Origin of the sequence: Paenibacillus taichungensis, assembly GCF_003287275.1 — a bacterium.
Classification (GTDB): Bacteria; Bacillota; Bacilli; order Paenibacillales; family Paenibacillaceae; genus Paenibacillus; species Paenibacillus taichungensis_A.
On record NZ_QEVW01000011.1, the window covers coordinates 1 to 14,329 of the forward strand.

14 protein-coding genes and 8 tRNA genes are annotated in these 14,329 nt (G+C 48.0%); all 22 read left to right on the plus strand.

All coding sequences use genetic code 11. The annotated features are described in order from the left end of the window. Positions 1-60: 60 nt before the first annotated feature. The 22 genes from DC345_RS17745 (at position 61) to hisIE (ending at position 14,320) form a co-directional block, all read left to right on the plus strand. Positions 61-152: transfer RNA gene (locus tag DC345_RS17745), tRNA-Ser, on the plus strand. A 45-nt stretch (positions 153-197) separates the two neighbouring features. Continuing rightward, positions 198-274, plus strand: a tRNA-Met gene (locus tag DC345_RS17750). A 9-nt stretch (positions 275-283) separates the two neighbouring features. After that, positions 284-359 (plus strand) — tRNA-Val (locus tag DC345_RS17755). 5 nt (positions 360-364) lie between these two features. Next, a tRNA-Thr gene (locus DC345_RS17760) sits at positions 365-440 on the plus strand. 9 nt (positions 441-449) lie between these two features. Continuing rightward, positions 450-527, plus strand: a tRNA-Asp gene (locus DC345_RS17765). Between the two features lie 20 nt (positions 528-547). Further along, positions 548-623 (plus strand) — tRNA-Phe (locus DC345_RS17770). A gap of 9 nt (positions 624-632) precedes the next feature. Then, positions 633-718: transfer RNA gene (locus DC345_RS17775), tRNA-Tyr, on the plus strand. Between the two features lie 6 nt (positions 719-724). After that, positions 725-797: transfer RNA gene (locus DC345_RS17780), tRNA-Lys, on the plus strand. A gap of 163 nt (positions 798-960) precedes the next feature. Then, on the plus strand, positions 961-2,157 hold the full coding sequence (locus tag DC345_RS17785; RefSeq protein ID WP_258530705.1) for a PucR family transcriptional regulator: 1,197 nt from the start codon (positions 961-963) through the stop codon (positions 2,155-2,157). Positions 2,158-2,260: 103 nt separating this feature from the next. Next, positions 2,261-3,385, plus strand: a complete 1,125-nt coding sequence (locus DC345_RS17790; RefSeq protein ID WP_113054201.1) for an ABC transporter ATP-binding protein — start codon at positions 2,261-2,263, stop codon at positions 3,383-3,385. A gap of 288 nt (positions 3,386-3,673) precedes the next feature. Continuing rightward, positions 3,674-4,612, plus strand: a complete 939-nt coding sequence (gene hprK, locus DC345_RS17795; protein ID WP_113054202.1) for an HPr(Ser) kinase/phosphatase — start codon at positions 3,674-3,676, stop codon at positions 4,610-4,612. Between the two features lie 124 nt (positions 4,613-4,736). After that, complete coding sequence (lgt, locus tag DC345_RS17800; protein WP_113054203.1) at positions 4,737-5,774, plus strand: prolipoprotein diacylglyceryl transferase; 1,038 nt, start codon at positions 4,737-4,739, stop codon at positions 5,772-5,774. 6 nt (positions 5,775-5,780) lie between these two features. Further along, complete coding sequence (gene ppaX / locus DC345_RS17805; RefSeq protein WP_063566519.1) at positions 5,781-6,431, plus strand: pyrophosphatase PpaX; 651 nt, start codon at positions 5,781-5,783, stop codon at positions 6,429-6,431. Further along, positions 6,428-6,949 (plus strand): acyltransferase, encoded by a 522-nt coding sequence (locus tag DC345_RS17810; RefSeq protein WP_113054204.1) that lies wholly within the window; start codon positions 6,428-6,430, stop codon positions 6,947-6,949. Before ppaX ends, DC345_RS17810 begins: the two co-directional genes overlap by 4 nt. A 473-nt stretch (positions 6,950-7,422) precedes the next feature. Further along, positions 7,423-8,616, plus strand: coding sequence for an ATP phosphoribosyltransferase regulatory subunit (locus tag DC345_RS17815; protein WP_113054205.1), 1,194 nt, complete (start codon positions 7,423-7,425; stop codon positions 8,614-8,616). A gap of 1 nt (position 8,617) precedes the next feature. Next, positions 8,618-9,277: an ATP phosphoribosyltransferase gene (gene hisG / locus DC345_RS17820; RefSeq protein ID WP_113054206.1), complete on the plus strand. Its 660-nt coding sequence runs from the start codon at positions 8,618-8,620 to the stop codon at positions 9,275-9,277. 107 nt (positions 9,278-9,384) lie between these two features. Continuing rightward, a complete protein-coding gene (hisD, locus tag DC345_RS17825) occupies positions 9,385-10,689 on the plus strand; it encodes a histidinol dehydrogenase (RefSeq protein WP_113054207.1) in 1,305 nt (434 codons plus the stop codon). Next, positions 10,682-11,311, plus strand: coding sequence for an imidazoleglycerol-phosphate dehydratase HisB (gene hisB / locus DC345_RS17830; RefSeq protein ID WP_146752143.1), 630 nt, complete (start codon positions 10,682-10,684; stop codon positions 11,309-11,311). Before hisD ends, hisB begins: the two co-directional genes overlap by 8 nt. A 2-nt stretch (positions 11,312-11,313) precedes the next feature. After that, entirely contained in the window at positions 11,314-11,937 is a 624-nt protein-coding gene (gene hisH, locus DC345_RS17835) for an imidazole glycerol phosphate synthase subunit HisH (protein ID WP_113054208.1), read from the plus strand. A gap of 97 nt (positions 11,938-12,034) precedes the next feature. Next, entirely contained in the window at positions 12,035-12,769 is a 735-nt protein-coding gene (gene hisA, locus DC345_RS17840) for a 1-(5-phosphoribosyl)-5-[(5-phosphoribosylamino)methylideneamino]imidazole-4-carboxamide isomerase (protein WP_113054209.1), read from the plus strand. 68 nt (positions 12,770-12,837) lie between these two features. After that, positions 12,838-13,599: an imidazole glycerol phosphate synthase subunit HisF gene (gene hisF, locus DC345_RS17845; protein WP_113054210.1), complete on the plus strand. Its 762-nt coding sequence runs from the start codon at positions 12,838-12,840 to the stop codon at positions 13,597-13,599. After that, positions 13,592-14,320 (plus strand): bifunctional phosphoribosyl-AMP cyclohydrolase/phosphoribosyl-ATP diphosphatase HisIE, encoded by a 729-nt coding sequence (gene hisIE, locus DC345_RS17850; RefSeq protein ID WP_113054211.1) that lies wholly within the window; start codon positions 13,592-13,594, stop codon positions 14,318-14,320. Before hisF ends, hisIE begins: the two co-directional genes overlap by 8 nt. Positions 14,321-14,329 lie beyond the last annotated feature (9 nt).

Here is a 14,329-nt window from a genome sequence, read left to right on the forward strand (position 1 = left end):
CGTTTCGGATCTAGTTTTCAGGGAGCAATCCTTGTAAGCATTGTTCATGATTGTCTATTTGGAGAGATACCCAAGTGGCTATAAGGGGACCCTCTGCTAAGGGGTTAGACTGCGTAAGCGGTGCGAGGGTTCGAATCCCTCTCTCTCCGCCATCTTTACCTTAAGATGGACAAGCAATCAAGTTCAATTATTAATATGGCGGTGTAGCTCAGCTGGCTAGAGCGTACGGTTCATACCCGTGAGGTCGGGGGTTCGATCCCCTCCGCCGCTACCATATTACCCAGGAGGCTTAGCTCAGCTGGGAGAGCATCTGCCTTACAAGCAGAGGGTCGGGGGTTCGATCCCCTCAGCCTCCACCATATACGCCGGTGTAGCTCAACTGGTAGAGCAACTGACTTGTAATCAGTAGGTTGGGGGTTCAAGTCCTCTCGCCGGCACCATTAATGCCTGGAACCGTGGTGTAGTTGGCCTAACATGCCTGCCTGTCACGCAGGAGATCGCGGGTTCGAATCCCGTCGGTTCCGCCATTAATCTAAAAATTAAATAAGGCTCGGTAGCTCAGTCGGTAGAGCAGAGGACTGAAAATCCTCGTGTCGGCGGTTCGATTCCGTCCCGAGCCACCATGTAATCCTGGAGGATTAGCGAAGTGGCCAAACGCATCAGACTGTAAATCTGCTCCCGTACGGGTTCGGTGGTTCGAATCCATCATCCTCCACCAGTTTTCGAGTCATTAGCTCAGTTGGTAGAGCACCTGACTTTTAATCAGGGTGTCGAAGGTTCGAGCCCTTCATGACTCATCTTTTTAAAAAGAGTAATTGATCATTAATTTGATCAATTACTCTTTTTTTGTTACAAATAAATAAATTAATATTGTGGGAATTCTAATAAAGACTGAAAAAAGCGATGCTGCGCAAGATATGATAAAATAATAGAAAAAAGCAGAGTGGTGGCGTTCATTATATGAAGCTCATACCTGATCTAAAACAACAAATCGAAGCAATTATAGGTACTACATTGGACGAATCCGTGATAACTATAGAAGAATGGAATCAATATGGATTTAGCTCAGCTTATCCTAAAACTCTTCCAGTGGCTCATAATACTCTTACAAAAGAGGCCGAAGGTTTCATACGTGATGACGAGATGATGGTTGGTTTGGCAAAGGATGTAAGCAGTTGGCGTACACAAGAACTTATATATTTTAAAGTCGGGATGAACGAGGAAGAAGGTACTGTTTTATATTGGGCATGTTCTGTTGATGCCGTTACGCTGGAAGTTCAGCGTTTAATTGAACTTCTCATTAGCAATCATAGGGAAGCATTAGATGAAGAAAAGCCTGTGATATATGAAAACGATAGAGAACAACAGCTTGCTGAATTGGGACAGTGGCTTCGGAAGCAGGTTGAGCAAACAGTCCAGCAGGAACCTATTCCAGATCATTTTTCGTTGGATGGAGAATTGAACACAGAGAAAATCCCATTTCTACTGCAATGTGAGACACCTGATGCTCATCGCATACGTTCGAAGGAATTGAACAAGTTGCTTGAAAGTTACTTCGGAGAAGAAATTATACTAATTCCTGTGGGAGCACAGGAGTGGGTGTTTCTAGGTGATGAACAGATTGTCACGGGTGAAGCGGAAGAGGATACTATTGAAGCCAGAAAGGATCTACTGAATGCCTTTTGTTTGGGGCTCTATGAGTTGGTAGCCAGTGAATGGGCAGGTGTCTTTCATTTGTCTGCATCCTTACCGTGTATCCCTGCAAAGCAGCTATCTCCTGTCACGGCACTTCTTCAAGAGAGTGTACACTTGGGCAGAGCTTTCCATGTCGCACAACACATCCATCTCCCTTGGAATCTGCAACTCGAACGTTTGGTAGATAGCATTCCTGTGCAACAACGGCTTCGTTTTATACAGGAAACGGGCAAAGGTACTGTGTTATTTAGTGATAGTGAGACATTGGCTACGCTGGAGACCTTCTTCAATCTCGATTGTAATGTGAGTGAGACGGCCAAGCGACTTTTCATTCATCGAAATACTTTGGTATATCGTTTGGATAAGATCAAACAGGAAATCGGATATGATGTTAGGAACTTCGAAAGTGCTGTTCTGGTACGGCTTTTATTGCTTATGTACAAAGTGACGAAAAAGCTTTGATATTTTTGTGCAGTTTGCGAATAGTCAAACATCATGCAAATGGGTTAATATAAAACTACAAAATGTATTCGATTACAAAATGATCTCTGAGGAGGCAACAATCATGGCTGGTGTACGTTTAGAGCATATTTTCAAAAAATACCCGGGTTCTGATAAAGCAACAGTAGTTGATATTAACCTGGACATTAAAGATAAAGAGTTTCTGGTACTGGTAGGTCCGTCCGGTTGTGGTAAATCAACAACACTGCGTATGATCGCAGGCCTTGAGGAAATTTCTGAAGGTAAACTCTATATCGGTGACCGTGTCGTTAATGATGTTGCTCCTAAAGACCGCGATATCGCGATGGTGTTCCAATCCTATGCCTTGTATCCGCATATGAGCGTATACCAAAACATGGCGTTTGGTCTGAAATTGCGTAAAGTGAAAAAAGATGAGATCGACAAACGTGTACGTGAAGCAGCTAAAATCCTGGATATCGAGCATTTGCTTGAGCGTAAACCTAAGGCACTGTCCGGTGGTCAACGTCAGCGTGTCGCTCTGGGACGTGCGATCGTCCGTGATCCACAAGTTTTCTTGATGGATGAGCCTCTCTCCAACTTGGATGCCAAACTGCGTGGTCAAATGCGTGCTGAGATCACTAAACTTGCGAAACGTTTGGAAACAACTGTTATCTACGTAACGCATGACCAAATCGAAGCAATGACAATGGGTGATCGGATCGTTGTTATGAAGGATGGTATCATCCAACAAGCAGCTTCTCCGGAAGAGCTTTACAACCACCCTGCTAACCTGTTCGTAGCTGGTTTCATCGGTTCCCCGACAATGAACTTTATCTCGGGTAAATTGGCTGAACAAGGTGCTAGCCTGCATTTCGTAGCTCCTGGTGTGGACGTTGAAATCCCACAAGGTAAAGCACAAGTGCTGAAATCAAGAGGATACATTGGTAAAGAAGTGATTCTGGGTGTTCGTCCAGAAGACATTCACGAAGAGCCAGTATTCCTGGAAGCATCCCCGAACTCTGTATTCTCTACACACGTAGACGTAACAGAGAACCTGGGTCACGAAATGCTCCTCTACTTGAGCGGTGTAGGTAACGACACTACAATCGCACGTGTAGACGGACGTTCCAACACTCGTGATGGTTCCACAGTTAAAATGGCAATTGACATGAACAAAGTTCATATCTTTGACAAAGAGACTGAAGTAAACGTTCTTCTTCAAGACTAATAGTACTGAGATTCATCGGTAACGATGGAATCTATCAGTTAACGCAATTATACATTGTAATCTGAGCCCCTTCCGTTATTGCTGGAAGGGGCTTTTTTGATTAATGGGCGGCCATGGTTCACGATTGCATTCAACACTGAATTCATTTAAGATTATTTGAAGGCTGGTTTTGTTTTGTAAAATCTGTAACCTGAAACAAACAAAATGAATGCGCTAATAATGGAATGGAATTGACGCAAAAATGCTGATGTACATAGAGAGGCAGCGAATGCTGAAAGGAAGAGACAAATGGCGAAAAAAGTGAAAGTATCTGAATTGGTACAGCAGTTCCAGCTTGAGGTCGTTTCCGGATCTCAAGGTTTGAAGAGAGTCATTACTGTAGACGACTTAAACCGTCCTGGCCTCGAAATGGCCGGTTATTTTGAATACCATCCACAAGAACGGGTACAGCTGCTTGGGAGAACAGAGCTGGCCTTTTTTTCCATGTTGCCTGAGGCCGAGCGTCGTGATCGGATGCAGCGCCTATGCACGGAAGAAACACCTTGTATCTTGGTGACTCGTGGACTGGAAGTACCACAGGAACTAATCGAAATCAGTGAGGAGCAGAATCTGGCCGTGCTTCGCAGCAACATGGCTACAACCATTTTATCGAGCCGTATTACCGGATTCCTAGAGCGTAAGCTTGCGCCAACGGCAACGATTCATGGCGTACTGTGTGATGTGAATGGAGTCGGTATGCTAATCACGGGCAGTAGTGGTATTGGTAAGAGTGAAACGGCACTTGAATTGGTGAAGCGTGGACACCGTTTGATTGCGGATGATGCAGTTGAAATCCGGCAAACATCAGACTTCCAGCTGCACGGAACAGCACCAGAGCTCATCCGTCACCTACTTGAGATTCGGGGAGTTGGGATTATCAATGTGATGACATTATTTGGTGCAGGGGCTGTGCGTAATAATAAACGGATCACCCTGGTAGTGCGTCTAGAGGCTTGGCAGCAGGATAAGCAGTATGATCGCCTAGGTCTGGATGAGGAGACAACACGTATCATCGATACAGATGTACCTCTGGTAACCATTCCTGTTCGTCCGGGACGGAACTTGGCTGTAATTATTGAAGTTGCGGCGATGAACTATCGTCTTAAGCAAATGGGACTTAACGCTGCGCTGCAATTTACGAACAAACTGACAGCAACGATCTCTGAAGATATGGAAGACATGGACTAAGAAGAGAAGGCTCTATTATATAATTAAAGGCCAATTGTTGATGTGTTCTACTTCTGTATAGAGTGTTGGACATGCAGCAATTGGTCATGCTTGTGAATGAGTCAATTTATAGGAGTGTGAATGAATGGATACATTATTACTGTTGAACCCGATAGCGTTCTCCATCGGAGCGTTAAAGGTTCACTGGTACGGGCTTATTCTCGGTACAGCGGCACTTGTAGGTTTGCTGCTCGTCATCCGGGAAGGCAAACGGTATAACATTCCGCAGGAAGTGTTTATGGACATGGTTCTGCTTGGTGTACCTTCTGCCATTATCGGTGCCCGCATATACTACGTGGCATTTCGATGGGACGATTATAAGGATAATTTCTGGGATGTCTTTAAAATATGGAATGGTGGTATCGCCATATATGGCGCACTGATTGGTGCGATCATATGTGCAGTCATTTTCTTCCGTCGTAAAGGGTATAATTTCTGGCGTATGGCCGACATCTGTGCACCTGGATTGATTGTTGGACAAATGATCGGACGCTGGGGTAACTTTGTAAACCAAGAGGCCTATGGCGGTCCTGTAGAAGAATCATTTTTGAGAGACAAGCTTCATTTGCCAGACTTTATCGTTAATCAGATGAACGTGGAAGGTGTATTCCATCATCCTGCATTTTTGTATGAATCGATGTGGAGTCTTGTTGGTTTGGTCATCTTGCTGGTGCTTCGTCGTCAGAAGTTTCTGCGTGCTGGTGAACTGTTTATGTCCTATTTTATCTGGTACTCGATCGGTCGATTCTTTATCGAAGCGCTGCGTACTGACAGTCTGGGATTCCAGGCTCCTCAATGGGTTGCCTCCATGGTTAATGGGTTATGGTCACCGATGACAGCTATGGGCTTTGAGCAAGGATATCTTGATCCAGCCTATGGTAACGTAAGAATTTCGCAGCTGCTGGCTATTGGAATCATTATTGTTGCGATAGTCTTCATCGTTGTGAGAAGAATGACAGGCAAGGCAGATGTACGGTATAGCGATCCAATTGTATCTTCCAAAGTCCCTTCAGAATCATCGGATGATATGGTGCACACAGGCCCGGTTGCAGGCAAAGAGGACAATGTAACTCCAGTCTCGACCAAAGAGGATCTGAAGCAAGCTGAAGAGAAAAAGGAGTAATGCAACATGATTGACACGGTTTTGTTTGATCTGGATGGAACGATTATTGATACGAATGAACTAATTATCAACTCTTTCCTTCATGTGATGGAGGATTTGCAGTTATCTACCCCTTGGACACGCGAACAGATCATTCCTCATATGGGGGGAACACTGGAGAATCAGATGCGTACGTTCTCTGGCAAAGAGGATGTTGCGGAGTATGTCAAAGGATATCGGGCTTACAACGACGTTCATCATGAGGCGATGGTTCAACCGTTTCCTCACGTGATTGAGGTTGTTGAAGCTCTTCATGAGGCGGGAATCGTGATGGGTGTTGTCACGACGAAGATTCGCCCATCTACGCTTAAGGTGCTGGAGCGTTTCGACCTGTTGAAGTATATGAAATCAATTGTGACGGTTACCGATGTAACCAATCCCAAACCGCATGCTGAACCGGTCCTGAAGGCGATCGAAGAGTTGGGTGCAGATCCTTCCAAAACATTAATGGTGGGTGACAGCCCAGTCGATATTCAATCGGCACAGAACGCGGGTGCGCTTGCGGCAGGCGTAGCCTGGTCCCTTAAGGGAGAGGCCGTATTGAGCGGCTATAACCCGGATTACATTTTGCACGACATGAAGGACTTGCTCAAGCTGATTGAAACGGAACGTTCATGAGAAAAGTAACCCGCTATCCCGTAGAAGGCCATAACGCACTTTGGCATATCTATAAGACAGTGAGTCCGTGGAAAGGCGTGCGTAACTTTATCTGGATTCAGTTGTCACGGTACTGCCCGATTCTATCGGTCAAGAACTGGATCTATCGTCGCATGCTTGGCATGAAGGTGGGTAAACATACGGCATTTGGGTTGATGGTGATGGTGGATGTGTTCTTTCCGGAGAAAATTACGGTAGGTGAAAATTCCGTGATTGGTTACAACACTACGATCCTGGCTCATGAGTATCTTATTAAAGAGTACAGACTCGGTGAGGTGATTATCGGGGAGAATGTATTGATCGGTGCTAATTCAACCATCCTGCCGGGTGTGACCATTGGAGACGGTGCCGTTGTAGCCGCAGGCGCAGTTGTCCATAAGGATGTAGCTCCAGGGGCTTTTGTTGGAGGGAATCCACTTCGTGATCTGTCTCGCTCGAGTGCTTCAACGGAGGAGATTGTCATAAAGACCGATGAGTAATGATTTTGGGAGACGGCTTACGGATCCATCTGCAAAAGATCATTACAAAGAATACAAGGACGAAAATTAACCTGAATTGATTCAGTCACGGGAAGAGCATTAAGACGAACGGACTGAAATAAGGAAGCTGCTGATGGCAGCTTTTTTCGTATACACATAATTAGATTAAAGATCTAAATAGAGGATGTAGTACAAGCACCCAAAAGGGGTTGTATTGTTGACGATGGATGGTCATTCATGTTATCATATCCCATATACTTTAGTTTGTTAGCACTTTACCATGTTAAAGAAAATGATGAAAGTTGAATATAATTAAGCATAAATGAACACGTACTAAACGTTTTCTGAAGGCTGCCTGGCAGCAACAATAAGAATTCAGGTTACAAGATAGAATGGGGATTTACACTACATAAATCCTGTTGAAATAGAACGTCTACCAATCTTAAATTACTGACTCGGGGTGAATAATACCAATGTCCAAACCAAAAGGCTTTGAAAAACCGACAGGTTTTCGTGACTATACACCACATGTGGTGACCAAGCTGCGAACCATTGAGCGGAATGTACTGGAATGCATGGAACGCTGGGGTTACCGTCAAATCATTACGCCAACGATTGAATACTACGATACCGTTGGGGTAGCGAGTTCCACTTCGGATCGCAAGCTGTTTAAATTATTAAACAGTCGCGGGACTACGCTCGTACTAAGATCAGATCTGACAGCTCCGATAGCACGGGTGGTCTCTTCTCTATTAAAGGATGAGGAGCTTCCTCTGCGTCTGTCCTATCATGCAAATGTGTTTCGTTCCATTGAAGAGGAAGCAGGACGTGAGGCAGAATTTTTCCAAACAGGTGTAGAGCTTGTCGGTGATGATTCGCCAGAGGCGGATGCAGAAGTTGTAGCCCTTGCGATTGCTTCTTTGCAGGCAGCGGGTGTATCTTCCTTTAAAATTGCGATGGGTCATATGGGATTTCTGAACGGGTTACTGGAAGAAGTCATTCCGGGTCAAACGGTACAACAGGAGCAGTTGAAAGAAGGATTGCTGGGCCGTGATTATGTCGGCTATCGCCAATCCATTGAAGCATTGAATCTGGAGCCGAAACTGAAGGAGCAGCTTGAAGCCATCTTGCGTCTGCGTGGCGGTAAAGAAGTATGTACACACGCAGGAGAGCTGAGTTCAAGCACTGAAGCAGCACAGTCCATTGCGCATCTGTGTGCTGTATTCGAAGTGTTGGAAGCGTACGGTGTGTCTGAGCATGTGTTGATTGATCTGACGATGATTGGTGATTTCTCCTATTATACAGGCATGACGTTTGAAGGGTATGCGGCAGAGCTCGGATCCCCGGTATGCAGTGGCGGACGATATGATAATCTATTACAGCAGTTTGGCCGTTCATTACCAGCTACAGGGTTTGCACTCAAAACAAATCGGATTATCGATGGTGTTCATGGAATTACGATGGAAGAGAAGAAGCCTGTACTTATTCAATATACATCTGAATGTCGGGCTGAGGCTCTAACGGAGGCGGCGAGACTACGCAGCATCGGTCAAAATGTAGTAACATACCTCCTTCCTAAAGATGGGGCAGAGGCGCTAACTGGCAACAAGTCAATCCAGGCTGAGCAGATTATCACGTACGGACATGAAAATGGAGGAGGACGCTGAGATGTCGGATATTTTGAAGGTAGCCATGCCAAAGGGCCGAATCTATAAGAAAGCCTCCAAACTGTTCCGTCAAGCAGGGCTTGATATTCCGGTAGACGTGGACGATACACGCAAGCTGGTCATCGAAGTGCCGGAAGCTGGGATGGAATTCATCATGGCGAAGCCCGTAGATGTGCCAACGTATGTGGAGTATGGAGTAGCGGATATTGGCATAGTGGGTAAAGACGTTCTGCTTGAGGAAAATCGGGACGTTTACGAATTGTTGAACTTGGGAATCGCACAGTGCCGCATGTCTGTTATTGGACTACCGGACTGGACGCCTGGCATTCAGCAGCGGGTGGCAACAAAGTACCCGAGGATTGCGTCCCAGTATTTCCGCGAGCAAGGACAGCAGGTTGAAGTTATCAAACTGAATGGCTCCATCGAACTGGCGCCGTTGATCGGGCTGGCTGATCGAATCGTCGATCTGGTGGAGACTGGTCAGACGTTACGTGAGAACGGACTCGTGGAGATGACGGGCATTCTGGATATCACAAGTCGCCTTATTGCCAATCGGGTAAGCTATCGGATGAAGAACGCACGGATTCAAGCATTATGTGATGCACTCCAGCAGGTCATTCCAGCCTCGAATGAGGTATCGGCAGGAATTTTTCGAGGATAAATGAAGTATGTAAGATGAAACGTAAATCACTAATCGATGATTGATCATATAGCATGAACGGATATTAGTCGCATCACAGGCACTACAGGGATAGGGAGGATGTACGCATGAAAATTGTACCTGCACGGGAATTTGATCTGAAGCGCGAAGTGGAATACGGTACACCGGAGCAAAATGAAACGGTACGGCGCATTGTCAGTGACATTCGCCGGGAAGGAGACTCGGCACTGCTGCGTTACACAGAGCAGCTGGATCGCACGAAGCTGACGGCTGCGGAGCTTCGCGTGCCACAGGAAGAGCTGCAGGCAGCATATGCAGCTGTGGAGCCTTCCTTCGTGACGGCGATCCGTCAGGCCGCCGCTAACATTCGTGCGTTTCATGAGAAGCAGAAACGCAACTCATGGATGGATTGGCAGCCGGACGGCAGTTTGCTGGGTCAGGTAATCCGGCCGCTGAAGCGGGTCGGCGTTTATGTACCTGGCGGCAAAGCAGCGTACCCTTCGTCTGTGCTGATGAACGTGATTCCGGCACAGGTGGCTGGCGTGCCGGAGATTGTTTTGGTGACGCCGCCGTCAACGAACGGCGGCGAAGGCATTAACCCGTACATTCTCGTGGCTGCTGCGGAAGCAGGCGTGAGCGAGATGTACCGGGTTGGCGGCGCTCAAGCGATCGCCGCCCTTGCTTACGGCACGGAGAGCATTGCCCCGGTCGACAAGATCTGTGGACCGGGCAATATTTACGTGGCGCTCGCGAAGCGCGAGGTGTACGGCGCAGTCGATATCGATAGTATCGCCGGGCCGAGTGAGATTGTGGTGCTCGCCGATGATACGGCGAATCCGGTGTATGTGGCCGCCGACCTGTTGTCGCAGGCGGAGCATGACGAGATGGCATCGGCCATTCTCGTCACAACCTCGGCCGTGCTGGCGGAAGCCGTGCAGGCCGAAGTGCGGCAGCAGCTAGAAGCGCTGCCGCGGCGTGATATCGCTGCTGCTTCCGTGGAGCAGTATGGCGCGATTATTGTGGTCGATTCCATCGATGAGGGAATCGATGTAGTGAACCGGCTCGCACCGGAGCATCTGGAGATCATGGTGCAGGAGCCCATGGCTTACGCTGGCCGGATCGAGAATGCCGGAGCGATCTTCCTCGGCCCGTATAGTTCGGAGCCGGTAGGGGATTATTTTGCGGGACCGAATCACATTATTCCGACAAATGGAACGGCCCGATTCAGTTCACCTGTGGACGTGGATGATTTTATCAAAAAATCGAGTTTGATCTATTACAGCAAGGAAGCGCTGCTCCAAAATGGAGCAGCTATTATAGAACTGGCCCGGCATGAGGGGCTTGAAGGACACGCCCGTGCGATCGCTGTACGGTTAGAACAGGAAGGAAAGGCGGAATCGGATAATGGATAAGCAGGATAATGGTTTGGACCTTCAGAACAAGGGTGCTGTACGTCAGGCAGAGGTAGACCGCAAAACAAATGAAACGAACATTCAGCTTTCTTTTGCCGTAGATGGCACTGGGCAATCCGAGATTGAAACGGACGTACCTTTCCTGAATCATATGCTCGATCTGTTCACAAAGCATGGACAATTCGATCTGAACGTACAGGCGCGTGGTGATGTTGATATTGATGACCACCACACAGTGGAGGATATCGGGATCTGTCTGGGACAGACTCTTCGTGAAGCATTGGGTGACAAGAAAGGCATCAAACGTTATGCGAGTGTATTTGTTCCGATGGATGAGGCTCTCGCTCAGGTAGTCATCGATGTCAGCAACCGTCCTCATTTTGAGTACCGTGCACAATACCCGTCTCAGCAAGTGGGTAGCTTCTCAACCGAGCTGGTACATGAGTTTCTGTGGAAACTGGCGCTGGAAGCACGCATTACATTGCACGTTATCGTGCACTACGGACAAAATACGCATCACATGATCGAGGCAATCTTCAAAGCACTGGGGCGTGCATTGGATGAGGCAACAACGATTGATCCGCGTGTAACGGGTGTGCCTTCCACGAAGGGAGTGCTGTAGACATGGCGATTGCAATTGTCGATTACGGTATGGGGAACCTGCACAGCGTCGGCAAAGCGGTCGAACGTCTTGGCTACGAAGCGCTGGTCACAGGTGACCGGGATGCGATTCTTGGTGCAGATGGTGTGATTCTGCCAGGTGTAGGTGCATTTGGCGATGCCATGGTGCACTTGCGAGATAGTGGATTGGACGCTGTGGTGAAGGAAGCAGCAGCTGGATCAACGCCGCTGCTCGGCATCTGTCTGGGCATGCAGCTTTTGTTCAGCTCAAGTGAGGAGCATGGTGAGTATGAAGGATTGAATATTTTGCCGGGTAAAGTCGTGCGATTCGCACCGGGAGATTTAAAGGTTCCGCATATGGGCTGGAATCGATTGCAGTTCCTGCACCCGGAAAATCCACTATTCGCGGGGCTTGAGGCAAGTCATGTCTATTTTGTCCATTCATATCATGCACGTGCGGACGTAGAGAGCGATCTTTTGGCAGTAACCGATTACGGACATCCGGTTACGGCGATTGTTGGCAGAGGCTCCAATTTCGGCATGCAGTTCCACCCGGAGAAGAGCGGAGAACTGGGTATGAAGCTGCTTGGAAACTTCCTGGCATTGACTGGACGACCTAAGGCGTAATCATAATTCGGGATTCTATGATTTTTTAATTTCATCCTTATAAAATAATACGTAGCTAAACTAGAGCACAAATATGAATATATTCAGGAGGCCTTGTATGTCATCTTTTATCATATATCCGGCAATTGATATCCGGGACGGCAAATGTGTAAGACTGGTGCAGGGAGATTACAATCAGGAGACGGTATATAACGATGACCCGGTTCAAGTTGCTCTTTCCTGGGAGAAGCAAGGTGGTACATACGTTCATCTGGTGGATCTGGATGGTGCAAAAGCAGGTCATCCCGTGAATGATGAGCTGATTGGGCGTATTGCTTCGGCCGTGAACGTGCCTGTTCAGGTAGGTGGAGGTCTTCGTACAGTAGCTGATGTAGAACGTTTGCTGGGCCTCGGTGTAAGTCGTCTTATTATCGGGACAGCTGCGATTGAAGATCGCGCTTTTACAGAAGAAGTACTGGGGCGGTATGGAGATAAAGTAGCTATTGGTATCGATGCACGCAATGGCTATGTGGCGACACGCGGATGGCTTGAGACATCGGAAGTTCAGGCTGAGGTACTCGCGAAAGAGCTGGCGGCATTCGGTGCCGAAACCTTCATCTTCACAGATATCTCCCGTGATGGTATGATGCAGGGCCCTAACGTAGAAGCGATCGTGTCTCTTGCCAAGGCGAGTGGCCGTACGGTGATTGCCTCCGGTGGAGTTAGTGTTATGGACGATTTGCTTCGCTTAAGCAAGCATGCGGAAGATGGTGTCGGAGGAGCAATCGTGGGCAAAGCGCTGTATACTGGCAGTATTGATCTGTCCGAAGCGGTGGGAGCGGTTAATAAATAATAGCGGTACTATATAAGCTTAAATAAACATTTGCACGATAACGATCATCAGGAGAGAGGAAGAGGAGCATGCTGGCAAAAAGAATCATTCCTTGTCTGGACGTGAAAGACGGCCGGGTTGTCAAAGGCGTTAACTTCGTCAATCTCCGCGATGCGGGTGATCCGGTGGAGCTGGCGGCGCTGTATGACCGCGAGGGTGCGGACGAACTGGTGTTTCTCGATATCTCCGCTTCGGTGGAAGGCCGCGAAACGATGGAAGAAGTGGTGCGGCAAACCGCAGGCGAGATCGCCATTCCTTTTACCGTAGGTGGAGGGATCTCCAAGGTGGAAGACATGAAGCGCATTCTGCGTGCAGGAGCGGACAAGATTGCGGTAAATACGGCAGCTGTGCTTAATCCACAGCTGATTGCAGATGGAGCACGCCGCTTTGGCTCCCAGTGTATCGTGGTTGCAATAGACGCCAAGTATAATGAGGCTTGGGGCGAATGGGAAGTGTATACGCATGGTGGACGTAAACCTTCAGGAATTAAGGCGCTGGACTGGGTTAAACAGGCGGAGATCTTAGGCGCTGGCGAAATTCTGCTGACAAGTATGGACGCGGACGGAACGAAGGATGGGTTCGATCTGAAACTGACAGCAGCGGTATCCGAATCGGTACGTATTCCGGTTATCGCCTCGGGTGGTGCGGGGAAGGAATCCCATTTCTATGATGTGTTCACGACAGGCAAAGCGGATGCAGGACTAGCGGCAACGATATTCCATTACAAAGAAATCGCCGTTCCGGCGTTAAAACAACATTTGAGAGAGCAAGGGGTGGAGATCCGTGACTAAAGGAAGCAATGAAATCAAGGAGCAGCTGTCCTTGGAAGAGGTTGTGGAACACATTCGATGGAGCGACGGATTGGTGCCTGCCATCGTGCAGGATGCAGAAACTCGTCAAGTTCTGATGATGGCTTATATGAATCGGGAATCGCTGAAGTTGTCGCTGGAATCCGGTGAAACGTGGTTTTGGTCACGCTCGCGTCAAGAGCTGTGGCACAAGGGCGCAACTTCAGGCAATGTACAGACGATTACTTCATTGAAATACGATTGTGATGGTGACACCTTGCTGGTTGAAGTGAAGCCGAACGGGCCTGCTTGCCACACCGGAGCGGTGACGTGTTTCCATAATGAAATCGTGGGTTTGCCAGAGAAATCCGCAGACCAGACTTCAGGCGATTCTAGTGCAACTACTGCAAGTGCTAGCTCCGAAAGTCGTTTTGAAGTACTGGCTGAACTGGAATCGGTCATTGCAGAGCGCGAACGTGAGCGTCCGGAAGGTGCATATACGACGTACCTGTTCGATAAAGGCGTTGATAAAATTTTGAAAAAAATCGGTGAAGAAGCGTCCGAGACGATTATTGCCGCCAAAAATAAAGACAATGACGAGCTTCGCCTTGAGGTCAGTGACCTAATGTACCACTTGCTCGTTCTGTTGCAAGAGCGCAAGCTGCCGCTGGATGACATCATGTCAGAGCTGAGCCGTCGCCACGAGCGGCCTCGCCGCGATTAGGAGGCGAGC

What these genes read in the sequence shown, in the direction of transcription:
- DC345_RS17785 (WP_258530705.1), top strand. Translation starts at nt 961, where the DNA reads ATGAAGCTCATACCTGATCTAAAACAACAAATCGAAGCAATTATAGGT.
- DC345_RS17790 (WP_113054201.1), top strand. Translation starts at nt 2,261, where the DNA reads ATGGCTGGTGTACGTTTAGAGCATATTTTCAAAAAATACCCGGGTTCT.
- hprK (WP_113054202.1), top strand. Translation starts at nt 3,674, where the DNA reads ATGGCGAAAAAAGTGAAAGTATCTGAATTGGTACAGCAGTTCCAGCTT.
- lgt (WP_113054203.1), top strand. Translation starts at nt 4,737, where the DNA reads ATGGATACATTATTACTGTTGAACCCGATAGCGTTCTCCATCGGAGCG.
- ppaX (WP_063566519.1), top strand. Translation starts at nt 5,781, where the DNA reads ATGATTGACACGGTTTTGTTTGATCTGGATGGAACGATTATTGATACG.
- DC345_RS17810 (WP_113054204.1), top strand. Translation starts at nt 6,428, where the DNA reads ATGAGAAAAGTAACCCGCTATCCCGTAGAAGGCCATAACGCACTTTGG.
- DC345_RS17815 (WP_113054205.1), top strand. Translation starts at nt 7,423, where the DNA reads ATGTCCAAACCAAAAGGCTTTGAAAAACCGACAGGTTTTCGTGACTAT.
- hisG (WP_113054206.1), top strand. Translation starts at nt 8,618, where the DNA reads ATGTCGGATATTTTGAAGGTAGCCATGCCAAAGGGCCGAATCTATAAG.
- hisD (WP_113054207.1), top strand. Translation starts at nt 9,385, where the DNA reads ATGAAAATTGTACCTGCACGGGAATTTGATCTGAAGCGCGAAGTGGAA.
- hisB (WP_146752143.1), top strand. Translation starts at nt 10,682, where the DNA reads ATGGATAAGCAGGATAATGGTTTGGACCTTCAGAACAAGGGTGCTGTA.
- hisH (WP_113054208.1), top strand. Translation starts at nt 11,314, where the DNA reads ATGGCGATTGCAATTGTCGATTACGGTATGGGGAACCTGCACAGCGTC.
- hisA (WP_113054209.1), top strand. Translation starts at nt 12,035, where the DNA reads ATGTCATCTTTTATCATATATCCGGCAATTGATATCCGGGACGGCAAA.
- hisF (WP_113054210.1), top strand. Translation starts at nt 12,838, where the DNA reads ATGCTGGCAAAAAGAATCATTCCTTGTCTGGACGTGAAAGACGGCCGG.